This window comes from Streptomyces xantholiticus (assembly GCF_014651015.1).
Taxonomy (GTDB): Bacteria; Actinomycetota; Actinomycetes; order Streptomycetales; family Streptomycetaceae; genus Streptomyces; species Streptomyces xantholiticus.
In genome coordinates this window covers 25726-49140 of sequence record NZ_BMWB01000034.1, presented here as the reverse complement: position 1 = coordinate 49140, position 23415 = coordinate 25726, and the positions used below count along the sequence as shown (strand labels likewise).

Below are 23415 nucleotides of genomic sequence, written 5' to 3'. Positions count from 1 at the left end.
CCACTCATGCAACTTACTGAGGCTTTACCTAGTTCCCGTCGCGGGGCAGGAAGGAGGCAGGATATTGGCCATGCCCAACGTTTCCTCTTCCGGCCCCCCGATGGCCGCAAGCCCGCTCACCCGCGCCGTGCTCGAGATCGACGAGTACGCAGCCGGTCTCGGCTGGGACCAGCCGGCCCGCCTCTTCGCTCTCGTCGACACCGTCCGCCTGCGCTCCCAGGAGCCGGGGCTGGCCTCCCAGCTCGGTCTCGACAGCGGTGAGGCGGCCGCCCCGCTCACCCCCGTCGAGCAGGACGAGATCCCGGCCGGCACCCCGCTGGACGAGTTCCTCGGCACCATCGCGTGGCCCGACGCGGTCGCCGGCTGCGCCCTGACCGTGGAGCGGCTCATGCTGCCGCCCTCGGCGGAGGCCGACGTTCCGGTCGGTCTCGACGACACCGCCCTCACGAAGTGGGTGGCCGAGCACCCCGACCGCCAGGAGGTCCGGATGACGGTGGCCGTCCTGCGGGACGGCACGCGCGAGTCCGCGCTGCGGCTGCGCGCCAAGGACTCCCCGAACGAGGTGCTCACCGGAGCAGGCCTGGTCCCCGGGCTGGCCGAGGCCCTGACCGCGACCTTCGAGGCGTAACCCGCGCAACGGCCGACGCCGCGCCACCCGGTTCGGGGGCGCGGCGTCGCTGTTCGTCCTTCGTGGTCCCGCCGGTCGCGGCTCGTGGACCTGGCTCGCGGGTCGAGGGGTCAGCCGGCCGTGCAGCTCGGCAGGGCGGCGGCGTCGCCCGCGTCGATCTTGGCCAGGGACGCCCGCGCGTCCTTGATGGTGTCCACCTTCACCAGGGTCAGCCCGTCCGGGATGTCGGAGGCCGCGGCTGCGCAGTTGTCGCTGGGCGTGAGGAAGTACTCGGCACCGGCGTCGCGGGCGCCGACGAGCTTCATCTCGATGCCACCGATCGGTCCGACCTTTCCGGACTCGTCGATGGTGCCCGTGCCGGCGACGAAGTTGCCGCCCGTCAGGTCCCCCGTCGTGAGCTTGTCGACGATGCCGAGCGCGAACATCAGACCGGCGCTCGGCCCCCCGACGTCCGCCAGATTGATGTCGACCTCGAACGGGAACGTGTGGTCGATCCCGGCCTGGATCCCGACGATGGCCCGGCCGTCGTCCTCCGCCTTCACCGTCCTGACCGTGACCTTGTCGGTGCCCCCCGGCTCCTTGCCGGCCTTCTCCGCGGCGGCGGCCTCGTCGGCCGGTACCACGGTGAAGACGACGTCCTCGCCGGGCTTGTGCTTCACGACGGCCTTCGCGACGTCCTCGGGCTGTTCGACGGCGGTGCCGTCGACGGCACGGATCACGTCCCCGGCATGCAGCCTGTTCTGCGACGGCGAGCCCCTGACCACGGAGGAGACGACGACGCGCTCCTTGACAGGGATCTTCAGCTCACGGAGCGCGGCGACCTTGGCGCTCTCCTGCGACTGGCTGAACTCCTCGGCGTTCTCCTGCGTCGACTGCTCCTCCGTCTTCCCGTTGGGGTAGAGGGTGTCGTGCGGCACGACGACGTTGTCGTGTGCCAGCCAGCCGTAGACCGCCTCCAGGAGGTTCATCTGATAGTCGGCGCCCGTGACCCTGACCGTGGTCATGTTGAGATGACCGGTCGTCGGATAGGTCTTGCGGCCGGAGATGTCGAGCACCGGCTCGCCGTCGGCGGACCCGAGGGTGTTCACCGTCGGTCCGGGCGACATCTCCGCGTAGGGCACTTTGAGGAACACACCGGCACAGAGCAGCGCAATGAAGATGAGCGTGGAGGCGAGCATCGTCGCGGTGCGGCGTGGCATGGAACGACAGTACGGGACGGGCCTGTGGGCGCACCGTCGGGGCCGGTCCGTCCGGGGCCGCTCGGCGGCTGCGGAACGGGCGGGTCAGGGACGTACGGCGTCGGTACCGGAGGCGGCCTTCTCCATCGCGTCACGAAAGCGCTCGTAGCCGGCGAGCTCGGCGACATCGCCGGTCGTACGGTTTCTGGACGCCCAGCCCGCCCATATCGCCGCACCGACAGCGGCGAAAAGCGGAATCAGCAACCAGGCCAGAACTGCCATCGCGACCTCCCTACCCCATGAGCGAACGCAACCAAGTGATCAGCAGATTAGCCGTCTGCCGCTTCAACGCTCACGGCAGGGGTGCGGTTACGCAAATCGGGCGGATGGGTACCGACCGGGTTTCAGGCCCGCCGGATCAGCACGTGCCGTCAACAACTCTCAGCAGGCGCCGACCACCACCCCTCGACGACGGCGCTGATCGCCGGCCCGCCCGTAGCCCGATCGCCCCCTCATGGACGGCGCTATGCGCCGACCCACTCTTCCGAGCCGTCCGAGAAACGCTGGTGCTTCCAGATCGGCACTTCGTGCTTGAGGTCGTCGATCAGCTTCCGGCAGGCCTCGAACGCCTCACCCCGGTGCGGGCACGACACGGCGACGACCACCGCGAGATCACCGACCGCCAGATCACCCACACGGTGGACCGCGGCCAGTGCCCGGACGGGGTACTCCGCGGCGACCTTCTCCGCGATGCGTCGCATCTCCGCCTCCGCCGTGGGATGGCAGGAGTAACCGAGGTGGTCGACATCGGCGCCGCTGTCGTGGTTGCGCACGGTGCCGACGAACAGCGCCGTGCCTCCCGCGGCGTCATCGCCGACCGCCGTGAAAACCTCGTCGAGGGACAGCGGTGTGTCCCGGATCGCCAGCAGTCGGATCGGGTCCTTCGCCGCCTGCTCACCTGGGTGGTCGTACGTGCGTGCCATGGCGTCCATCGTGCCGTACCGCACCGACAACGCGGAATAGCCCATTCGACCGTTCGGGGGCGATCCCGCCTGGAGCCTCGTACAAGCCGGGCGCCCCGGCCTGTGAGCCGGCCCGTCTCCTCAGATCCTCCGCCGTGCCTTGCGCGCCCGGCGGACCAGAGCGGCCGTGCCCAGCAGCGCGACGGTCGCGCCCGCGGCGCCCGCGGCCGTGGCGTCCTTGCGGCCGAGGCGGCGGCCTGCCACCGTGTGGCGGCCCTCGACCTCCTCCAGGAGTGCGGCCAGCACCTCCTCATTGGTCCATTGCGGACGCCAGCCGGCGTCGTGCAGCCTGCTGACGCTCACCACCCAGGGGTGCATCGTGTACGCGAGGTCCCCGGCCGGCGAAGGCGTGAGCCCGATCCGGTGGAGGCGTGCCGCCGCGCCGAGGGCGACCGCCGACGGCAACTCCATGCGCCGGATACCGCTGAGCTCCTCGACCTCCTCCTGCTCGAGCCACCCGTCGCAGCCAACGACGAGCTCCCCCTCGACCTTCTCCAGAGCGGCGTACTCCAAGGCGCTCACCAGGTCCTCGACATGGCAGAACTGCCAGGTGGGGCGCGATCCGGCGACCACGAGCAGGCGGGGCGACTCGAAGTAGCGGGTGAGCGCCGTGTCCGTGCCGCCCACCAGGACGGCGGGCCGGACCACCGTCACATTGAGGCCCGGGTGCGCACGGGGCGCACGGCGGGCCAGCCGCTCGATCTCCAGGAGGTCGCCGACGCCGGTGGCCTCCGCCGTCGCGCGCAGCTCGGCGTCCTCGGAGAGCGGGATGTCGTTCTCCGGCAGTGCCCCGTAGACCATGGCCGAGGTACACAGGACGACCCGGTGGACCCCGGCGGCGGCAGCCGCGGTCAGCACAGTCTGGGTGCCGCGGACGTTGTACGCGGTCCGCGCGGCGGGGTCGGACTCCAGGCCGAGGTCGAGCGCCAGATGCACCACGACGTCGACGCCGCGGAGCTTCTCGGCGATGGCCGGATCCCGTACGTCGAGAATGTGCCACTGCGCCTCGGACACCTCGCCGCGGCGCTCGTCGAGGGCAACGACCTGCTTGACCTCCTCGGACACGGCGAGGCGCCGGGTGAGCAGGTCGCCGACGCCGGTGGCGGCACCGGTGACCGCGACGACGGGGCCACGGCCGGACGGCCCGCGGCCGGCGGCCGGGGTTGAGTGGTTTCGCGCTGCGCGAACCTGCGGATCTGGGGAACTCACCAGGCGTCTCCAGCGGTTGTCTTCAGTACGTAAGCGAATGACGCATACGCACCAGGTGGCGTCCATCCTGCCGCAGGCGAAGTGTCGGCGGAGCACCGAGCCCGTAAGCGGTTCGGATGTCTACGCTGGTGGTGTTGTCGGGCAATCGCCGCCGGCAGGCAGCCGGCGGCCCTACGAGCCGAGGAAACCCGTGAGTGACACCCCATTCGGATTCGGCCTTCCGCCGGAGGAGCCGGAAGACGGCGACGAGGGCAAGAAGAAGAATCCCGGCGGAGGTGGCCAGGGCTCCGGCGGGACCCCGGCCGACCCCTTCGGGTTCGGTTTCGGCAGCGGCGGCGGGGACAACCCCTTCGCGGCCATGTTCGGCTCCCTGAACCCGAACGACCTGGGTGCGGCCTTCCAGCAGCTCGGCCAGATGCTGAGCTACGAGGGCGGCCCGGTCAACTGGGACATGGCGAAGCAGATCGCCCGCCAGACCGTCTCCCAGGGCACGCCGGACGGCACCAAGGACTCCAGCGTCGGCCCCGTCGAGCGGACCGCGGTCGAGGAGGCGGTGCGGCTGGCGGACCTGTGGCTGGACGGCGCGACGTCGCTTCCTTCGGGAGCGAGCACCGCCGTGGCCTGGAGCCGTGCCGAGTGGGTCGAGGCGACCCTTCCGGCCTGGCAGCAGCTCGTCGACCCGGTGGCCGAGCGCGTCGGCCTCGCCATGGGCGATGTGCTGCCCGAGGAGATGCAGGCCATGGCCGGGCCGCTGATCGGGATGATGCGGTCCATGGGCGGTGCGATGTTCGGTCAGCAGATCGGGCAGGCCGTCGGTGTGCTGGCCGGTGAAGTGGTCGGCTCGACCGACATCGGACTGCCGCTCGGCCCCGCCGGCAAGGCCGCCCTCCTTCCGCTCAACGTCGACGCGCTGGGCAAGGACCTCGGCGTCCCCAAGGAAGAGGTCCGGCTCTACCTGGCCCTGCGGGAGGCCGCCCACCAGCGGCTCTTCGCCCATGTGCCGTGGCTGCGCTCGCACCTGTTCGGCGCGGTCGAGGGGTACGCCCGCGGGATCAAGGTCGACACCACCAAGCTCGAGGACGTCGTCGGCCAGTTCGACCCGACGCATCCCGAACAGCTGCAGGAAGCGCTCCAGCAGGGCATGTTCCAGCCGGAGGACACCGCTGAGCAGAAGGCGGCGCTGGCCCGTCTGGAGACCGCGCTCGCGCTGGTCGAGGGCTGGGTGGACGCGGTGGTGCACGAAGCGGCCTCGTCCCGGCTGACGTCGGCGAGCGCGCTGCGCGAGACGCTGCGCAGGCGCCGGGCCTCCGGTGGTCCCGCGGAGCAGACGTTCGCGACCCTGATCGGCCTCCAGCTTCGTCCGCGCCGGCTGCGGGACGCCTCACGGCTGTGGGCCTCCCTCACGGACGCCCGGGGCATGGACGGGCGTGACGCGCTGTGGGAGCACCCGGACATGCTGCCGACGGCCACCGACCTCGACGACCCGGACGGCTTCGTCCACCGCGAGCAGCTGGACTTCTCCGAGCTGGACAAGATGCTCGGCGAGGCCGCCGGAGGCAAGGGCACGAAGCTCGACAAGGATCTCCCCGAAGACTCAGGGTCCTCCGGTGCCCCGGGAGCCTCCGGGACTGACGAAGCCCGCGGGACCGACGAGGGCGACGCCGACAAGTGAGCCTCCACGACGACGCGGTCCTCGTGCTGAAGGGCTACGACGCCCAGGAGGACCAGGCAGAGCTGCGGCAGACCTACCTCGATCATCTGGCGGCGCACCCGGACGGGACGTGGAAGTCCTGTCATGCCGGGCATCTGACGGCCAGCGCCCTGGTGATCGACCCCGAGCGCGGGCGGGTGCTGCTGACACTGCACAAGAAGCTCGGCATGTGGCTGCAGATGGGCGGCCACTGCGAGCCGGACGACACCAGCCTGGCCGCGGCGGCGCTGCGCGAGGCGAGGGAGGAGTCCGGGATGCCCGGGCTCTCGCTGCTGCCCGGCGGGCCGGTCACCCTGGACCGGCACCCCATCCCGGCACCGTGTCACTGGCATTTCGACGTGCAGTACGCGGCGCTCGCCCCGGCAGGGGCGGCCCCCGCGATCAGTGACGAGTCACTCGATCTGCGCTGGTTCCCGTACGACGAGGTGGCGGGTGTCGCCGACGCCTCTGTCGTACGGCTGATGGAGCGCACCCGCGCGCTCCTCTAGCGCGTCGGACGGCACGGGTAAGGGGCGGTTGCCCGGGCGACCGCCCCTTGTCCGTGCCTGTCGTGTGTGGATCAGTTCCAGGCGTTGTTCTGGTTCTGGGAGCGGGACCCGTGCTGGCCGACTCCGAACTGGGCGCGGACGCCCTGCCCGAGGTCCGCGTTCTGCGGGGGCATGACCTCGCTGGGCTGGACCAGCGCGAAGCCCTGGCCGAGGAAGCTCAGTTCCCAGCCTTCGCCGGTGTTGCCGCGGCGGCGGCGCACACCGGAGGAGTGCGTCTGCGCCTGCATCTGCACCCGCAGCCCGGAGGACCAGGCGACGATGGCGTCGGCGTCGGCGTTGACGTACTTGTCCGGGGTGACCTGCATCATCAGCGGCTGGCCGGAGGTCATCAGCGCGACCTTGCCCCGGCCCGAGATGTTGAGCTGGTACTTGCCGGACCCGGAGATGCCGTACTGGCTGTCCACCGCGATCACCTCGGTGTGCAGCGTGGAGTCGAGCGCCAGGACGTAGGCGCTGTCGACGGTCATGCCCTCCTGGTCGACGTCCACCACATGGATGTACTGCGCGAGGTTGGCGAAGTAGACCGTGCCCTGTCCTGAGCAGCGCATCAGGTCGAGGCCCTCACCGGTGTTGGCGCGGGCGCGGCGCTGGGTGCTCGTCTGGTACTCGCCGTCGAAGTCGACCAGTCCCTGGTACGCCACCATGGCGCCCTTGCGGGCGAGGACGTCGTCGTGTCCGGTCAGGGCGACCCGCAGCAGCTGCGGGTTCTGCACGACGTACCGGTCCTGGCTCTGCTGTTCTGCGTAGCTGAAAAGCGGGCTCTGCATGATGTGTTCTCGCTCCCCCTCAGTGCCGGATCCGCAGGCGGTCGGTACTGTCCTCGCTCGGCTGTACGACGACGATGCCCTGGCCCGAGAAGGCCATCTGGTACGCCTCTCCGCTGCCCCGCCCTATCAGCGAGGACGCCTTGAAGCTGCGCTTGCCCTTCACCTTCAGGTTCGGGGACCAGGCGACGAGCGCGTCCGGGTCGACGTACGTCTCGTCCTCGCCTCGGCCGCAGTCGACCACGATCGGGGTGCCGCGGGAGGTCAGGGCGACCCAGCCGGTGCCCGCGATCTCCACGTTCCACAGGCCCTGGCCGGCGAACTTCGCCAGCCCCTTGACCTTCTCCACGCCCCACTGGAGGTGTGCGTCGAAGGCGAGCACATTGGTGCCGTTGACCGAGATGGAGTCGTTGTTGAGGTTGATGACGACTACGTCCGCGCCGTAGTCGGCGAGGTAGAGCAGTCCGTCACCGGAACACTTCATGATGGGCGCGCCCTCGCCGGTCACCCACTGGGCGGCGATCTGACGGACGGCGGGCGGGTTGGGCTCGTACTGGACGAAGCCCTCGTAGGCGACCATCGAGCCGGTGCGCGCGTACAGGTCCTGGCCGGCGGCCATGGCGACCTTGAGCATGGTGCGGCCGTGGTTCTCCATCCGGGCCGTCACGGGGGTCGGGGCGAAGCCCGCGAGTTGCTGGTTCATGATCCGGGCTCCCTCAGACCTCGTACGGCTGAACGACGATGAAGTTGCCGGGGGCTCCCCGGAACTGGAGGTTCACGGTCTCCCCGCTGTGCCCGGGGTACGCGTTGCGGCGCAGCCGGACCTGGCTGGAGAGGATGACCTGCGAGGCCGCCGACCAGGCGACGACCGCGTTGCAGTCGGCGAACGTGGTGGGAGTGACCGGCAGGACGACCGGAATGCCGTGGGTCTTGACGACGACCGTGCCCGTGCCCTGGAACATCATCGTGAACAGGGCGCCGCCGGGGATGCCGTGACCCTCGATGCGGCGGACCTCGTGCTGCAGGGACTCGTCGAAGGCGAGGACGTTCTCCGCGGAGACGCAGATGCCGTCGCCCTGCAACTCGATGGAGTGCAGATGCGCTCCGTCCTCGGCGAGGAAGACCTGGCCGCGTCCCGAGCAGCGCATCAACTGCATTTCCTGGCCGGTCGCATTGCCGACAACACGGCCGGCGAAACCGGCGCCCTTGTAACTGAACTCGACCTTGCCCTGGTACATGACCATGCTGCCCTGGCGGGCCAGCACGGGCGTGCCGCCCATGGTCAGGTCGACACGCATGAGCTGCTGGTTCTGCGGGGTCCACCGCTGGCCGGTGGCCGTCTCGCGGTACGGCTGCAGGGCAGCCTGCAGACCGGCACCGCCCTGTGGGGCGCCCTGGGGCACACCGCCCTGGGGCATACCGGGAGGCTGCTGGCCGTACGCGGCGGGGGCCTGCTGGCCGTACGGCGACGGCATGCCGGGCTGCGGCATCTGGCCGGGGACCTGGCCCGGCATCTGTCCGGGGGCCTGACCCGGCATCTGTCCGGGGGCCTGGGCGGGGACCTGGCCGAACTGGGGCTGCTGAGGCGGCTGTCCGTAGAGGGACGGGGCGGGCGGCGGCACCGTCCCGGCCGGCGGGCTCATCGGTGCGGCCATGGTCGGCGCGGCGTGCATCTGCGGGTTCTGCGGGGCGGCGGGAGTCTGGGCGACGGGCGCGCCGAAGGAGGGCGCGGGCTGCGGAGCCTGGGGGGCGGCCGGTGCGCCGAACGCCGGGGCCGGCGCGGACGCCTGCGCAGGCGGCGCGAACGACGGAGCCGCTCCCTGCGGTTGCTGCGCGGCCGGCTGCTCCTCCGCGACCTCGCCGCCGAAGTTCTTCAGCAGCGCCTCGAGGCCGCCGTCGAAACCCTGGCCGACGGCAGCGAAACGCCACACGTCCTTGAGGTAGAAGTCGCCCAGCATCACAGCGCGCTCGGTCGTGAACTCGGAGCCGGTGAAGGCGTACCGGACGACCTCCTCGCCACCGGCGACGACCCGGATGTACCCGGGGCCGATCTGCGACATCTGGCCGGCACCGTCGATCGTGGCGGTGAAGGAGAGTTTGTGGATGTTCGCCGGGATGCGGTCGAGTGTGACGCGGAACGACTCGGTGTCGCCGGACTGCGCACCGAGCAGCTGAATGGACTCCTCGGGCGACTTCGGCTGATTGAAGAAGATGAAGTACCGGTCGTCAGAGAGCTGCTCGTTGGCATCGAGTCCGAAGCAGCTGATGTCGAAGGTCAGACCGGGGGCGGCGATCTGCACACCTACGTACAGATCCGTTCCCGGAGTGAGATCACTGATCTTGGCCTTGTGGCCGCGTTGGAATTCCCTGGCCATACGTTACGACCGTCCCCCATCCCGAATTGATTGCGTCGCGCCAGGCTATCCGCTGAGTCCGACATCGAGGCAAGCCGGTACACATTCGGTACAGGACCGTCGCCCCGTCACTCTCCCCGGGCGGCGGGCAGATGGGGCAGCCGGTCGGCCGAGACGACGCCCTCCAGATAACCGCGGGCCCGCTCGGTGCGCGGATACGCCTCCAGCAGCCGCCAGAACCCAGGTCCGTGGCCGGGAACGAGCAGATGAGCCAGCTCGTGGACGAGTACGTAGTCCACCACGTACTCCGGCATGCCCTGCAGCCGGTGCGACAGCCGGATGCTGCCCTCCGCCGGAGTGCAGGAACCCCAACGGGTGTTCTGGTTCGTCACCCACCGTACGGAAGCGGGCCTGGCGCGCCCGTCGAAGTACTGGGCGGACAAACGCTCCGCACGCTCCGTGAGTTCGGCGTCACCGAGAACACGCCTGTTCTCCTGAGCGGCGAGCTTTTCGAGCATGACGCCGACCCAGCGCCGCTCCTCCGCCTCCGACATCCGGGCCGGGATCAGCACGATGGTGCGGTCACCCTCCCGGTACGCGGAGACCGTCCTGCTGCGCCGGGCGCTGCGGCGGACCTCGACCGCGCTCGTCACCGATCCGCGGGACGGGTGGCGTGGCGCACTGCGCTGCTGACCTGCCGCGCTGCGCGGTGAGGTCTCCCCAGCGAGGCGAGAGGGAGGGTCGACGGGCACGCCCCGACGTTACCCGCTGTCCCTGGGAGAAGTCCCGTCCCGGGAACGCCTCCCGCTTGATCCACCCCATGGCTGCACCATTTGAACGACTAATACCCCGCACCTGTGGACAACTTTTCACACCCCTCGCCGCGGCCCTGCATTCTGACAACGGTTCGCCACGGCTCGCAGATGAACCGTGCCAAAGATCGACGGGGGAAGCGGATATGCATCCGATGATGAAGCCTGCTTTGCGGCGGGCATGGCGGGACCGCCAGTCCGTGCAGTTCGGGGTGACGCCCGCGCATGCGGTGACTCTTGGACCTGTGGACACGGCGACCGGTGCCCTGATGGAGTTGCTGGACGGAACACGCGGCCTCCCGCTGCTGCGCGAGGAGGCGCGGGCCATGGGGCTGCCTGACGGCAGAGCGGAAGCTCTGGTGAACCGTCTGACCGCGGCGGGCCTCCTCGACGACCCCACGGCCGGAGGCCCGGCGGTCGCCGCTCTGCGCAAACGGGCGGCGGCCCATGACCGGCTACGGCCGGACATCGCCTCGTTGTCCGTGATCCACCCCGAACCGGGCGGCGCGGCAGGCCGCGTCGCGGCCCGGCGGGCCATACGGGTCCAGGTGCGCGGAGCGGGGCGGGTGGGGGCGTCGATCGCCGCGACGCTCTCGGCCGCCGGGGTGGGTCGGGTCGAGGTGCTGGACGGCGGATACACGGAGCCCGGTGACGTGGCACCCGGTGGCCTGTCCGCGGAGGCGGTCGGGGACCGCAGGGACGCGGCAGCCCGTCGGCTGGTCCGGCGGGCCGCCCCCGACCGTCCGCCGCGTGCCGCCGAGACGCAGGACCCGGTCGGCAGGGAGCCGGGGCTCAGCCTGGTCGTCCTGGCTCCACGTGACGGGCTGGCCGCCTATGCTCCCTCGCTCCAGCAGACCGAGGACTGGATCGCCGGAGGCATTCCCCATCTCTACACAGGCGTTGTGGAAGCCACCGGAGTCGTCGGCCCCCTGGTGCTGCCAGGATGCACGGCATGCGCAGGCTGCATGGAGCGGGAGCACGCCGATCTCGACCCGGGGAGGCCACGGTTGCTCGCCCAGTGGCGCTCCGGCCGCCGAAGGACCGTGGCCGCCTGTGACGTCGCGCTGGCTACAGCCGTGGCAGGCCTGGCGGCCTGTCATGCACTTTCCTTCCTCGACGGCGGAGCACCGGCGAGCGCCGGAACCAGATGGGAGGTCTCGCTGCCCCAACTGTCATGGCGCGCCCAGCGGATCAGACCCCATTTCGACTGTGTCTGCGGTGCTACGGGGAAAACTGAGAGGGAGCACACCTCGGCGATCGCCCCGACGCACGCGACAATGAACGGGTAACCGCGGTCGGCGGAGCAATGCCGCCGGCAGACGCGGCAGGCTGTCTGGGATTTGGAGGGGCGCATGTCTGATCTTCCCCGGAAGGCGGTCACCCGGACCGCCAAGTTGGCAGCGCTGCCACTGGGCTTCGCGGGCCGGGTCACCTGGGGGCTGGGGAAACGGATCGGCGGCAAGTCGGCCGAGATCGTGGCCCGCGAGCTGCAACAGCGCACGGCGGAACAACTGTTCCGCGTTCTCGGTGAGCTGAAAGGCGGTGCGATGAAGTTCGGGCAGGCGCTGTCCGTGTTCGAATCGGCGCTGCCCGAGGAGATCGCCGGTCCGTATCGCGCAGCCCTGACCAGGCTTCAGGAGGCGGCCCCTCCGATGCCGACCCGGACGGTCCACGCGGCGCTGGCGGAGCGCCTGGGTGAGGACTGGCGCGAGCTGTTCCTCAGCTTCGAGGACAAACCGTCGGCCGCCGCGTCGATCGGGCAGGTGCACCGTGCCGTATGGCACGACGGGCGTGACGTCGCCGTGAAGGTGCAGTACCCGGGCGCGGGCGAGGCACTGCTGTCCGACCTGGCGCAACTGAGCAGGTTCTCCCGGCTGTTGGGGCCGCTGGTACCGGGCATGGACATCAAGCCCCTCATCTCCGAGCTGCGCGACCGCGTCTCCGAGGAGCTGGACTACGAATTGGAGGCACAGGCTCAGCGCGAGCACGCCGCGGAATTCGCCGGCGACCCCAGCGTGCTCGTCCCCGACGTGGTGCACCAGAGCGACCAGGTCCTGGTGACGGAGTGGATCGACGGCATACCGCTGGCCGACGTCATCTCCGGCGGCACGGCCGAGGAGCGGGACCGCGCGGGCCAGTTGCTGGCCCACTTCCTCTTCTCCGGTCCGGCGCGCACCGGGCTTCTCCATGCCGACCCGCACCCCGGCAACTTCCGGCTGCTTCCCGACGACGACGGCGCCGGCTGGCGCCTGGGCGTGCTGGACTTCGGCACTGTGGACCGGCTGCAGGGCGGGCTGCCCGACACCATCGGCGAATGTCTGCGGATGACCCTGGAGGGCGATGCGGACGGGGTCTACGGGCTGTTGTGCGAGGAGGGCTTCGTCAAGAAGACCATCGATCTCGACCCGGACGCGGTGCTGGAGTATCTGCTGCCGATCATCGAACCGGCCGAGGTGGATGAGTTCACCTTCACCCGCAGCTGGATACGTACCCAGGCCGCCCGGATCGCCGACGTCCGGTCCCCCGCCCACCAGCTGGGCAAGCAGCTCAATCTGCCGCCGGCGTACCTGCTCATACACCGCGTGACGCTGAGCACGATCGGGGTGCTCTGTCAGCTCAACGCGACGGTACGGCTCCGGGCCGAACTCGAGGAGTGGCTGCCGGGGTTCCTGGCGGAGGAGGCAGAAGAGGCAGAGGGCGCCTGACGCGCGGTCACCACCACTGCGAATCGAGCCTGCCCTCGATCGCCCTGATATTGGCCCGGGCGCAGTCGTCGCAGAGGTGGTGCCGGACCCCGCCCTCCACGGAGAAGGCCCAGGTCACCGGCTTCTCCTCGGCGACTTTTCCGCAACCGGCGCACACGATGCCGGCGTCGCCACCCGGCTGCTCGGGTTGGGGGTTCGTGTCGTGTTCCACCTCGCGACGATACCGCCGCCGGTCGGCCCGTCCTGGGCGCAACGCACCGCGGGGGCCGGTCCGAAAGGACCGGCCCCCGCGGTGACTGAGTTGCCGTCAGTGCATGACGGCCATGGCCAGGGCGCGACGCGCGCGCATCGACGCCCGCTCGGCGCGGCGCTGCATGCGTCGAGCGGCGACCAGGCGCACGGCCTGGCGTTCCGCGTCGGCTTCACGCAGGCGCTCGTCCATATGCGCACGCGCCAGGGCTTCTGGGATGAGTTGCATTTCGCGGGTCCTGTTCTGACGCGAGGCGTTCGCGCCGATGGTGGTGACAGCTCGGCTGGCGGAGCCCTGCGGCTCGCTCGGGGAAGAGGTCATCGGGGCCTGCTTCTTGGGGTCGTGCGTGAAGGGTCGATCGATGGTTCCGATGGCGTTCATGCCGCAACCGGGTTCTTGCGCGGGCGACCACGCGGCCGCTTGCGGGCGACGACCACACCCTGGACAAAGAGCTCTCCGCCCCAGACGCCCCACGGCTCACGCCGTTCCTTGGCGCCGGCGAGGCAGGCCTCCATCAGCGGGCAGGTGCGGCAGAGGGACTTGGCGTACTCGACGTCGGCCGGCGACTCGGCGAAGAAGACCTCCGGGTCGTAGGAGCGGCACGGGACGGGTACGCCCAGGTTCTCGATGGCGTCGTCGAGCGCGGTCAGCGCGGTGAGGGGAGTCAAGTTCGAGTCCTCGATAGGAGCGGGCGGGGAGATGGTCTCGGAAGGCGGTACGGACGGGGCGTGCGCTTCGAGTTGCACGGTGTGTATTTCCTCGTCTGGTCGTTCCGGCCGGTCGGCCGGGTGGCAGTTGGTACCGGGTGCTTCTGGTCCCGAGGCCCCTTCGCGTCGTCTTCCCGCCGGGGAAAACAGAAGGGCCGCGGATCCCGGGTGGGGTTCCGCGGCCCTGAAGGCGCCGGCCTGATGTCGTATCAGGCTGGATCACTCCAGGGTTCGAGCCCGCGGAAGGCCCACTTCGTGTGGTGCTGCGTCGTCTGCTGCTCGGTCTCGGCACTGGCCGCCGCAAAGGCATAGGCCTGAGCCTCTGCCGCTGCTACTCCCGCTTCCAGTGCCTTGGTCGGTCGCTCATTGCGCTCACGGACGGGCATGCCGCCCAGGCCGGACACGGGCAGAGCGGCGGGAATGCCGGACATACCGGTGCCGTGGAACGCGGACGAGAAGCCGAGCGAGCAGGCGGAGACGACCGAGCGATCGGTCATTTTGACGGTGCTGACGAAGCTGGTCTTGATGCTGATCACTGGATTCGCCTCCTCTCGGCGTCTCGGGGACCGGACGAACCGGTCGCGCTATTCGGATAAGTACAGCACGAAGACAGGGCTTCAGAGAAGCCGCTGTTCTCGTGGTTAAGAACCTATGGGGCTGGCCGGGGCGTGCGCAAACTATTTTTTCGACGAGTTTGTATCAGTCGTCCTCGTCACCCTCGTCAGGCTCCTCACCTGCGCAAATGGCAAGAACATCGGCTCCGAAGCGATCCAGCTTGCGTCCCCCGACCCCCGAGATCCCGGCCAGCTCGGTCTCGTCGCCCGGCACGGCCTCCGCGATCGCCATCAGCGTCTTGTCGGTGAAGACGCAGTACGCGGGCTGGCCCAGCTCCTTCGCCTGGACGGACCGCCATTCGCGCAGCCGCTCGTACAGCGCCTCGTCCATGTCCGAGGGGCAGTCCTCGCAGCGCATCAGCTTCATCTCGCCCGCGTCCGTGAGCGACTTGCCGCAGACCCGGCAGAGAACCGGTCCGCGCCGCTTGCGGCGACCGGCGCCGCGCTCGACACCGCCCCCGCCGCCCGCCGCTCGCGGTCCGGCAGCGGCGGAGCCGGGACGGATGCCGTTCAGGAAGCGGGTCGGACGGCGTGAGGCGCGGCCGCCGGGGGCGCGTGAGAGAGCCCAGGAGAGGGACAGATGCAACCGTGCTCGGGTGACCCCCACATAGAGGAGCCGACGTTCCTCCTCCACCTGCTCGTCCGTCTTGGCGTAGGTGATCGGCATCATGCCTTCGGTGAGACCGACGAGGAACACGGCGTCCCACTCCAGGCCCTTCGCCGAGTGCAGGGAGGCGAGTGTGACGCCCTGGACGGTGGGCGCGTGCTGGGCGGCGGCCCGCTCGTCCAGCTCGGCCACGAGATCGGCAAGGGTCGCCTGCGGCCTGGCCCGTACGAAGTCCTCGGCAAGGCGGACCAGAGCGGCCAGCGACTCCCAACGGTCGCGTACCGCGCCGGATCCGGCGGGCGGCTCGGTGGTCCACCCCTTGGTGGACAGCACGGCCCGCACCTGGGCGGGCAGATCCTCCACGTCGTCGAGCAGCGCGTCGTTGCCGCCGGCGCGGGCGGCGCCCCGCAGGGCGATCCCCGCCTCGCGCACCTCCTGCCGCTCGAAGAACCGCTCGGCCCCGCGCAGTTGGTACGGGACGCCCGCGTCGGCCAGCGCCTGCTCGTAGACCTCGGACTGGGCATTGATCCGATACAGCACGGCGATCTCGCCGGCCGGGACACCGGCGGCGATCAGCTCGCGGATCCGGCGAGCGGTGCCCTCGGCCTCTGCCGGCTCGTCCGCGTATTCCACATGGGCGGGCTCTGGCCCGGGGTCGCGCTGGGAGATCAGCTCCAGGCGGTGCTCCGCCGCGCGGCCGCGGGCCTGGCCGAGCAGACCATTGGCCAGATGGACGACCTGAGGGGTGGAGCGGTAGTCACGGACCAGCTTGACCACGGTCGCGCCGGGGTGGCGGGTGCGGAAGTTCAGCAGGTGGTCGGGGGTGGCGCCGGTGAAGGAGTAGATGGTCTGGCTGGCGTCCCCGACGACGCAGAGGTTTTCCCGGTCCCCCAGCCACAGGTCCAGCAGGCGCTGCTGGAGAGGGCTGACGTCCTGGTACTCGTCGACGACGAAGTGCTGGTACTGGCGGCGGACGTGTTCGGCGATGTCGTGCCGGTCCTGCAGGATGCCGACGGTGAGCAGCAGCACGTCCTCGAAGTCGATCACCGAGCGGTCGCGCTTGAGCTGCTCGTACATCCCGTAGACCTGGCTGATCTCGGCGGGATCCCGGGGGGCGTCACGCAGCGACTTGGCGACCGCCGCCGGGTAGTCGGCGGGAACGGTCTGGGTGACCTTGGCCCACTCGATCTCACCCGTGACGTCCCGCAGCTCGTTGCGGTCGAGGCGGATGCGGCAGCGGGCCGCGGCCTCCGCGACCAGCTGGATCTTGCGCTCCAGCAGCCGGGGCAGCTCGCCGCCGACCGCCTTCGGCCAGAAGTACTGCAGCTGGCGCAGCGCGGCGGAGTGGAACGTACGCGCCTGGACGCCGGCCGCGCCGAGCTGGCGCAGCCGGCCCCTCATCTCACCGGCGGCGCGGTTGGTGAAAGTGACGGCCAGCACACTGGCGGGCTGGAGTATGCCCGCACGGACGCCGTACGCGATGCGGTGGGTGATCGCGCGCGTCTTGCCCGTGCCGGCTCCTGCCAGCACGCACACCGGTCCGTGCAGGGCGGTCGCCACTTGGCGCTGCTCGGGATCGAGCCCCTCGAGCACGGCGTCCGCGGACTCGGGAACCTGCGGGAAAAGGGAGGAGTGCGTTGCTGCTGTCACCCCGCCATGCTGCCAGGTCGCCCGGGGCGGATGCGGCGGTTGTCCACAGGGGTGGGTCATTCGTCGTACCGATCCGGCCGAGGCCCGTGCCGGCGGTCACAGCAGGGTCACAGCAGGGTCGGGAATCGTCACCGCGTCACGTACGTTCTAGGCGGAGGTGATGACACACCCCCGATCCGAGACCCAGGAGCAGAAGACGATGCAGGGCACTGTGACGATGTACAGCACCACGTGGTGCGGATACTGCCGTCGGCTGAAGAGCCAGATGGACCGCGAGGGCATCGCATACACCGAGATCAACATCGAGCAGGACCCTGACTCGGCCGCCTTCGTCGAGAAGGCCAACGGAGGCAACCAGACGGTGCCGACCGTGCTCTTCCCGGACGGATCGACCCTGACCAACCCGTCGCTCGCCCAGGTCAAGCAGAAGGTGGCCGTCTGACGGCCGGCGGGCCGCTGCAAGCACTCAGACGACGTCTCCGGGCTTGGGCAGCGGCTTGCCGTACCAGAGCTCCATGAGCCGGGCCGCGATCGAGATCCCGAAGGGAGGCAACACCTCCCCGGACTCGAACGCGGCCCGCAGTTCTTCGCGGGAGAACCAGCGCGCCTCGTGGATCTCCTCGCCGTCCACATCGATCTGCGACGAGGTGGCGCGGGCCATGAAGCCGAGCATGAGGCTGGAAGGGAAGGGCCACGGTTGGCTGGCGACGTACTCGACGTCGCCGACGTCGACGCCCACCTCTTCGCGGACCTCGCGGCGCACCGACTGCTCGATCGACTCCCCCGGCTCCACGAAGCCCGCGAGCGTCGAGAAGCGGCCCTCCGGCCAGTGCACCTGGCGGCCGAGGAGCGCCCGGTCCTCGTCGTCGGTGACGAGCATGATCACCGCAGGGTCGGTACGGGGGTAGTGCTCGGCCCCGCACGCCTGGCAGCGGCGGATGTGGCCCGCGGCGGCGATGACGGTGCGCTCGCCGCAGCGGGAGCAGAAGCGGTGCAACCGCTGCCAGTTCTCCAGAGCGACCGCGTGCACCAGCAGACCCGCGTCCCGCGGGGACAACAGCAGCCCGGCCTCGCGCAGCCCGGCGGGTCTGGCCGACTGGTCCATACGGCCCGGCAGGGCGTCCTTCTGGAGCGCGAAGTAGCGCACCCCGTCCTCGTCGGTGCCGAGGAAGTAGCGATGGGTCTCCGTGACCGGGGCCTCGAAGGCCGGGGTCATGACCAGTTCGGTCCGCCCGTCGGGGGTGTCGTCGATCAGCGCCTGGCCGCCGGAGACGACGAAGACGCGTGTCGTGGGGTGGCTCCACGCGGCCGCGAGCCATGCCTCGTCGAGGCGGTTGTGCGCCTCGCGGTCGATACCGCTGGGCGCGGTGAGGCTGATCGGGCGGCCTGCGGCGTCGGCGTAGCTGTTGGTGCTCACGGTTCTTCCAACTCCCCCGGACGGATCGGTGAATGTGTTCAGCGAAGGGATTCGGCCATGTCGCCCCACAGATGGGCGGTCGTCTCCACACCCTTGAGGAGCAGGTCCAGCTCGACCTTCTCGTTCGGTGCGTGCCAGCCGTCGGACGGTACGGAGATGCCCAGGAAGAGCACGGGCGCGCCGAGCACGTCCTGCAGGTCGGCCGCGGGTCCTGATCCGCCCTCGCGGGTGAAACGGATCTTGTGGCCGTCGAAGGCCCGGCCCATCGCCCGTACGACCGACTGGAGGGCCGGGTGGTCGAGCGGGGTCAGACACGGCCGGGTGGCGGCCCCGAAGACGATCTTGTGGCGGATACCGTCGGGGACCTGTCCGGCCACCCAGTCGGCGACGGCCCGCTCGATCTTGTCCGGTTCCTGCCCGGCGACCAGCCGGAACGACAGCTTGAGCTGCGCGGTCGACGGGATGATCGTCTTGCCGCCGGGGCCCTGGTATCCACCGCCGATGCCGTTCAGCTCGGCCGTCGGGCGGGCCCAGATGCGCTCGAGCGTGGAGTAGCCCGCCTCGCCGAGCGTCCCGTGGGACTTGGCGGTGCCCAGCCACGTCTCCTCGTCGAAGGGGAGCTCGGCGAAGAGCTCCCGCTCGGCGTCTGTGAGCGGCGCGACTCCCTCGTAGAAGCCGGGGATGGTGACCTGCTCGTTCTCGTCGTGCAGCGCGGCGACGAGCCGGGCCGCGACGGTAGCCGGGTTGGGGACGGCGCCGCCGAAGGATCCGGAGTGGATGTCCTGGTCGGGGCCGTACAGCGTGATCTCGCAGTCGGCGAGGCCGCGCATGCCGGTGCAGACCGTGGGCGTGGTCTTCGACCACATGCCCGTGTCGGAGACGATCACGACGTCGGCGGCGAGGCGCCCGGCCTGCCGTTCGACGAGGGCACGGAAGTGCGTGGAGCCCGATTCCTCCTCACCCTCGATCAGCAGTTTGAGGTTGACGGCCGGGGCGGTGCGGCCGGTGGCCGCGAGGTGGGCGCGCACGCCCAGGGTGTGGAAGAACACCTGGCCCTTGTCGTCGGCGGCGCCGCGGCCGTACATCCGGCCGTCCGCGATCCGCGGCTCGAAGGGGTCCGAGTGCCAGCCGTCCTCGCGGGCGGCGGGCTGCACGTCGTGGTGGCCGTAGACCAGCACGGTCGGCGCGTCCGGTTCGCCGGACGGCCACTCGGCGAACACCGCGGGGGCGCCGGGCGTGGGCCAGATCTCGGCGACCGGGAAGCCGGTCCGGGCGAGCTTGACCGCGAGCCACTCGGCGCTGCGCCGTACGTCCCCGTCGTGCTCGGGCTGTGCCGACACCGACGGGATGCGCAGCCACTCGGCGAGGTCGTCGAGGAAGGCGGCGCGGTGCTGCTCTATGTACGTACGGACGGCATTGTCCGGGGTCTCGCTCATGCTCCTGAGCCTAACGGGCGACGGCGTCGGCCTCGTCGGCCGTCCCACCCAGCAGGATGCGCTCCAGTCCGGCACGGTCTGGCAGACCGCTCGGATGCACGACCTCGCCGGTGCGGACGAACACGAATGTGGCAGTCACGGCGTCGAGCGGTATGCCGTGCTGCTCGGCCCACGCGAGGCGGTAGACGGCGAGTTGGAGGGGGTCCGCGGTGCCGCCCCGCGCGGTCTTCCAGTCGACGATCTCGTACGTGTCCTCCCCGGTCCGGTACACGGCGTCGATACGGCCCCGGACGACGCGGCCGGCGAGCGTGAACTGGAACGGCACCTCGACGCGGTGCGGGGTGCGGCGGGCGTACGGCGTGCGCTCGAAGGCCTCCTTGAGTGCGGCCAGGTCCTGCTCGTCGGCGATGTCGTGCTCGTCGGCGCCGCCGATGTCCCCGGCGCCGCCCGGAAGCTCGTCGGGGCCGAGCATGGGCAGCGGGAGCTCCTCGAAACGCGACTCCACCCAGGCGTGGAACCGGGTGCCCCTGCGGGCTGCGGGCTGCGGCGGACGGGGCATGGGGCGGGCCAGCTCCCGGGCGAAGCCGTCGGGGTCGGCGGCGAGACGGAGCAGTTGGGACGCGGAGAGGGAGGGCGGCACGAGGACGTCGCGGACGGTGGCACGGTTGCGGCGGAGTTCGCCGACGAGGGCGTCGAGGTCGCGGTCCCAGGAGGCAATGGTGCGGGCGTCCTCCGGGGTGAGGTTCGCCACCGCCCCGCCGCTTCCCGGAAGGGGGGCCAAGCCCCCGGCCCCCCGGTCCTCGGAGTCTGACGGCCCCGCCCCCGAAGCAGCGGTCGCTCCGGCACTGCCGGGGCCGAAGCCGTCCCCCTGCGGGGACGCGCCGGAACCGGAGGACGCCACCGCGTCGCCGCGCGGAAGCGGCGACGCGGCGGCGTCGCTCAGCGCACCCGGCGCGTCCGCGTCGGGGCCCCGACGCGGACGCGCCGACTCGCCGGTCCCGGCGCCGGCCTCCCGGGGCGCGCCCACGCCGACCGGGCGGCCCGGCGCGGCGGCGTCGCCCGGCCCGGGCGCGTCCGGCGCGGCGGACCGTCCCGGGGTGTCGGCACCGGGCCGAGGAGACGGCGGTGGCGGGGCGTCGGGCGGAGTGGACTGGTGGGGGATGGCGAGGTCGTCGAAGGGGGGTGGGACGTCGTCCTCGGCAGGGGGCTCCGGGGGCCAGTCCCATTCCTCGGACTCCTCCGAGGCGGGCGGTGGCGTCGTCAGTGTCTCGAGGTGGGCCAGGACCGTGTCGGCCGCGGCGCGGCGGCGGGAGAGGGAGACGGGGTCCAGCGGCAGCGGCCAGGCGTGGTCAGCGGTGGCAGCGCCGAGCGCCGGGTTCTCCGCGTCCTCCTCCGGTTCCTCCGCCCAGACCTCGATCTCGCCGTACCCCTGCTCACAGTGGTCGTACAGCGCCTGCAGGAACTCCGACGGACCGCGCCGCCGCTTCTGGCTGGGCCCCCACCAGTGCGCGGAGCCGAGGAGCAGCGAGCGGGGACGGGTGAAGGTCACGTATCCGAGGCGGAGTTCCTCCGTGTGCTGATGGTCCTTCATCGCCTCCTTGAAGGCCTTCAGCCCCCAGGCGTCCCACGACCCGACGTCGGGCAGCGTGTCCGCGTCTCCCCGCAGGGCATGCGGAAGGACCTTGGACTGGGACGTCCACGCCTCCCGCGCCTGGTCGTTCGGGAAGTGTTTGGCGACGAGCCCGGGGACGGCGACGACGTCCCACTCCAGGCCCTTGGACTTGTGCGCGGTGAGCACCTTGACCGTGTTCTCGCCGCCGGGGAGGGCGTTGTCGAGGCCCTTCTCGTACTGTGCGGCGGTGCGCAGGAAGCCGAGGAAGGCCAGCAGGGTCGCTTCCCCGTCCAGCGCGGCGAAACCGGCGGCCGTGTCGAGGAAGTTGGCGAGGGTCTCGCGGCGGCGCGCGGCCAGGGCGTGGGGCGAGGCGGACAGTTCGACCTCGAGGCCGGTGGTCGAGAGCACCCGGTGCAGGACGTCCATCAGCGGGTCGGCCAGCGAGCGCCGGAGGTCCCGCAGTTCGGCGGCGAGTCGTGCGAAGCGGACCCGTGCCTCCGGGGAGAAGGGCAGTCCGTCGTCCTCGCCGCCGGCCGACTCGAGGAACGTGTCGAGCGCGTCGGCGAGGGAGACGATCTCGGCGGGGTCGGTACCCTCCACCGCTGCGGCGAGGCGCTGGTCGGGGTCGTCGTCCGCGGTGGCGCGGTGCACGAGCAGCCGAGCCCTGCGGCCGAGGAGCGCCAGGTCGCGCGGCCCGATGCGCCACCGGGGGCCGGTCAGGAGACGCACGAGCGAGGCGTTGGCGCCCGGGTCCTGGAGGACCTCGCACACGGCGACCAGATCGGCGACCTCCGGCAGATGCAGGAGCCCGGACAGGCCGACGACCTCGACAGGGACGTCGCGGGCGACCAGGGCGCCCTGGATCTCGGGGAAGTCGCCCGCGGTACGGCACAGGACCGCGATCTCGCCGGGCTCCTTGCCGGTGCGCACCAGGTGGGCGATGGAGTCGGCGAGCCACTCGATCTCCTCGGCGTGCGTCGGCAGCAGGGCACATCGCACCATGCCGTCCCGCTCCGCCCCGGGGGCGGGCCGCAGCGCCTCGACGCCTTCGTGCATGGCGCGCAGCGGGGTGGCGAGGCGGTTGGCGAGGTGCAGCAGCCGTCCGCCGCTGCGGCGGTTCTCGCTGAGCGAGTAGCGGGTGGCGGGGCTGCCGTCGGCGTACGGAAAATGCAGCGGGAAGTCGTCGAGGTTGGCGACGGAGGCTCCGCGCCAGCCGTAGATCGCCTGGCAGGGGTCGCCGACCGCGGTGACCGCGTGGCCCGTGCCCTGTCCGAACAGGCCCGACAGCAGCAGCCGTTGCGCCACCGACGTGTCCTGGTACTCGTCGAGCAGGACGACCCGGAATTCGTCGCGCAGGAGGGCGCCCACCTCCGGGCGGGTGAGCGCCAGTTCCGCGGACAGGGCGATCTGGTCGCCGAAGTCGAGGAGTTCCCGCTCCTGCTTGGCCGCGCGGTACCGGACCGTCAGGTCGAGCAGTTCACGGCGGGCCTCTGCGGCCTCCGGGATCTTGCGGAGGTCGGCGTTGCTCAGTCGCGCGCCCTCCAGGGTGCGCAGCAGCTCGGAGTCGTACGCCTCCAGCCGGTCGGGGGCCACCAGGTGTTCGGCGAGCTCCCCGTCGAGCGCGAGCAGATCGCTGACGAGGGACGGGAAGGATCGGGTGAGCGCCGGATACGGCCCTGGGGCCTCACGCAGCACACGGGCGGCGAGCTGGTAGCGGGTGGCGTCGGCGAGCAGGCGGGCGGTCGGTTCGAGTCCGATGCGCAGGCCGTGGTCCGTGAGGAGCCGGCCCGCGAAGGCGTGGTACGTGGAGATGCGCGGCTCGCCCGGCAAATTGTCCGGATCGATGACGTCGGGGTCCGTCACCCCCGCCCGGACGAGGGCGGTGCGGACGCGCTCGGCGAGCTCGCCCGCGGCCTTGTTGGTGAAGGTGAGGCCGAGGACCTGCTCCGGGGCCACCTGCCCGGTACCGACGAGCCAGACCACCCGGGCCGCCATGACCGTCGTCTTCCCCGAACCGGCTCCGGCCACGACGACCTGAGGGACGGGCGGCGCGGTGATGCAGGCCGTCTGCTCCTGCGTGAAGGGGATGCCGAGGAGCTCCTTGAGCTGCTCGGGGTCGGTGATGCGTGCGGTCACCCCGTAGAGGCTAGTGGGGACCACTGACAGCAGTGGTCCCCATATGTCTCCCGAT

The 23415-nt window shown here is 71.0% G+C and carries 22 protein-coding genes; 6 read left to right on the top strand and 16 right to left on the bottom strand.

Going from position 1 to position 23415, the window contains the following annotated elements; all coding sequences use genetic code 11:
* Positions 1–70 precede the first annotated feature (70 nt).
* Positions 71–628, top strand: a complete 558-nt coding sequence (locus IE198_RS31870) for a PPA1309 family protein (RefSeq protein WP_189892970.1) — start codon at positions 71–73, stop codon at positions 626–628.
* A gap of 110 nt (positions 629–738) precedes the next feature.
* On the opposite strand, the gene IE198_RS31865 is transcribed toward IE198_RS31870, so the two are convergent.
* The 4 genes from IE198_RS31865 to IE198_RS31850 all read right to left on the bottom strand — a co-directional run bounded on the left by IE198_RS31865 (position 739) and on the right by IE198_RS31850 (position 4037).
* Positions 739–1827, bottom strand: a complete 1089-nt coding sequence (locus tag IE198_RS31865; protein ID WP_189892968.1) for a YlbL family protein — start codon at positions 1825–1827, stop codon at positions 739–741.
* 84 nt (positions 1828–1911) lie between these two features.
* Positions 1912–2088: a hypothetical protein gene (locus IE198_RS31860; protein ID WP_189892966.1), complete on the bottom strand. Its 177-nt coding sequence runs from the start codon at positions 2086–2088 to the stop codon at positions 1912–1914.
* Between the two features lie 242 nt (positions 2089–2330).
* Complete coding sequence (locus tag IE198_RS31855; protein WP_189892964.1) at positions 2331–2789, bottom strand: molybdenum cofactor biosynthesis protein MoaE; 459 nt, start codon at positions 2787–2789, stop codon at positions 2331–2333.
* A 120-nt stretch (positions 2790–2909) separates the two neighbouring features.
* Positions 2910–4037, bottom strand: coding sequence for an SDR family oxidoreductase (locus IE198_RS31850; RefSeq protein ID WP_189892962.1), 1128 nt, complete (start codon positions 4035–4037; stop codon positions 2910–2912).
* 190 nt (positions 4038–4227) lie between these two features.
* Here IE198_RS31850 and IE198_RS31845 point away from each other — a divergent pair, with 190 nt between their 5' ends.
* The gene (locus IE198_RS31845; RefSeq protein ID WP_189892960.1) at positions 4228–5709 is read left to right on the top strand and encodes a zinc-dependent metalloprotease; all 1482 of its coding nucleotides are present in this window, start codon (positions 4228–4230) and stop codon (positions 5707–5709) included.
* Positions 5706–6236, top strand: a complete 531-nt coding sequence (locus IE198_RS31840) for an NUDIX hydrolase (RefSeq protein ID WP_189892958.1) — start codon at positions 5706–5708, stop codon at positions 6234–6236. The genes IE198_RS31845 and IE198_RS31840 overlap by 4 nt, the downstream gene beginning before the upstream one ends.
* A gap of 71 nt (positions 6237–6307) precedes the next feature.
* Here IE198_RS31840 and IE198_RS31835 read toward each other — a convergent pair whose 3' ends face one another.
* The 4 genes from IE198_RS31835 to IE198_RS31820 form a co-directional block, all read right to left on the bottom strand.
* Positions 6308–7063: an AIM24 family protein gene (locus tag IE198_RS31835; protein WP_189892956.1), complete on the bottom strand. Its 756-nt coding sequence runs from the start codon at positions 7061–7063 to the stop codon at positions 6308–6310.
* Between the two features lie 19 nt (positions 7064–7082).
* Positions 7083–7763 (bottom strand): AIM24 family protein, encoded by a 681-nt coding sequence (locus tag IE198_RS31830; protein ID WP_189892954.1) that lies wholly within the window; start codon positions 7761–7763, stop codon positions 7083–7085.
* Positions 7764–7776: 13 nt separating this feature from the next.
* Positions 7777–9435 (bottom strand): TerD family protein, encoded by a 1659-nt coding sequence (locus tag IE198_RS31825; RefSeq protein WP_189892952.1) that lies wholly within the window; start codon positions 9433–9435, stop codon positions 7777–7779.
* 107 nt (positions 9436–9542) lie between these two features.
* Positions 9543–10166, bottom strand: coding sequence for a SprT-like domain-containing protein (locus IE198_RS31820; RefSeq protein ID WP_189892950.1), 624 nt, complete (start codon positions 10164–10166; stop codon positions 9543–9545).
* Positions 10167–10372: 206 nt separating this feature from the next.
* Here IE198_RS31820 and IE198_RS31815 point away from each other — a divergent pair, with 206 nt between their 5' ends.
* Both IE198_RS31815 and IE198_RS31810 read left to right on the top strand, forming a co-directional pair.
* On the top strand, positions 10373–11515 hold the full coding sequence (locus IE198_RS31815) for a ThiF family adenylyltransferase (RefSeq protein WP_189892948.1): 1143 nt from the start codon (positions 10373–10375) through the stop codon (positions 11513–11515).
* Positions 11516–11578: 63 nt separating this feature from the next.
* Positions 11579–12931 carry an ABC1 kinase family protein gene (locus IE198_RS31810; protein WP_189892946.1) on the top strand — a complete coding sequence of 451 codons (1353 nt, stop codon included), beginning with the start codon at positions 11579–11581 and terminating at the stop codon, positions 12929–12931.
* A gap of 7 nt (positions 12932–12938) precedes the next feature.
* Here IE198_RS31810 and IE198_RS31805 read toward each other — a convergent pair whose 3' ends face one another.
* The 5 genes from IE198_RS31805 to IE198_RS31785 all read right to left on the bottom strand — a co-directional run bounded on the left by IE198_RS31805 (position 12939) and on the right by IE198_RS31785 (position 16819).
* A complete protein-coding gene (locus IE198_RS31805; RefSeq protein ID WP_189892944.1) occupies positions 12939–13142 on the bottom strand; it encodes a hypothetical protein in 204 nt (67 codons plus the stop codon).
* Between the two features lie 96 nt (positions 13143–13238).
* Positions 13239–13562, bottom strand: coding sequence for a putative WhiB-interacting protein (locus IE198_RS31800; protein WP_189892942.1), 324 nt, complete (start codon positions 13560–13562; stop codon positions 13239–13241).
* On the bottom strand, positions 13559–13927 hold the full coding sequence (locus IE198_RS31795; protein ID WP_189892940.1) for a WhiB family transcriptional regulator: 369 nt from the start codon (positions 13925–13927) through the stop codon (positions 13559–13561). The genes IE198_RS31800 and IE198_RS31795 overlap by 4 nt, the downstream gene beginning before the upstream one ends.
* 170 nt (positions 13928–14097) lie before the next feature.
* Complete coding sequence (locus IE198_RS31790; protein ID WP_189892938.1) at positions 14098–14424, bottom strand: hypothetical protein; 327 nt, start codon at positions 14422–14424, stop codon at positions 14098–14100.
* A gap of 163 nt (positions 14425–14587) precedes the next feature.
* The gene (locus tag IE198_RS31785) at positions 14588–16819 is read right to left on the bottom strand and encodes an ATP-dependent DNA helicase UvrD2 (protein ID WP_229834632.1); all 2232 of its coding nucleotides are present in this window, start codon (positions 16817–16819) and stop codon (positions 14588–14590) included.
* A gap of 139 nt (positions 16820–16958) precedes the next feature.
* Between IE198_RS31785 and IE198_RS31780 the strand changes: the two genes are divergently transcribed.
* A complete protein-coding gene (locus tag IE198_RS31780; RefSeq protein ID WP_189892979.1) occupies positions 16959–17201 on the top strand; it encodes a mycoredoxin in 243 nt (80 codons plus the stop codon).
* Between the two features lie 24 nt (positions 17202–17225).
* On the opposite strand, the gene nudC is transcribed toward IE198_RS31780, so the two are convergent.
* From nudC to IE198_RS31765, 3 genes are read right to left on the bottom strand one after another with little or no spacing between them, the layout of a single operon-like run.
* Entirely contained in the window at positions 17226–18176 is a 951-nt protein-coding gene (gene nudC / locus IE198_RS31775) for an NAD(+) diphosphatase (protein ID WP_189892935.1), read from the bottom strand.
* A 38-nt stretch (positions 18177–18214) separates the two neighbouring features.
* A complete protein-coding gene (locus IE198_RS31770) occupies positions 18215–19612 on the bottom strand; it encodes a dipeptidase (protein WP_189892933.1) in 1398 nt (465 codons plus the stop codon).
* A 10-nt stretch (positions 19613–19622) separates the two neighbouring features.
* Entirely contained in the window at positions 19623–23360 is a 3738-nt protein-coding gene (locus tag IE198_RS31765) for an ATP-dependent helicase (protein ID WP_189892931.1), read from the bottom strand.
* Between the last annotated feature and the right edge of the window lie 55 nt (positions 23361–23415).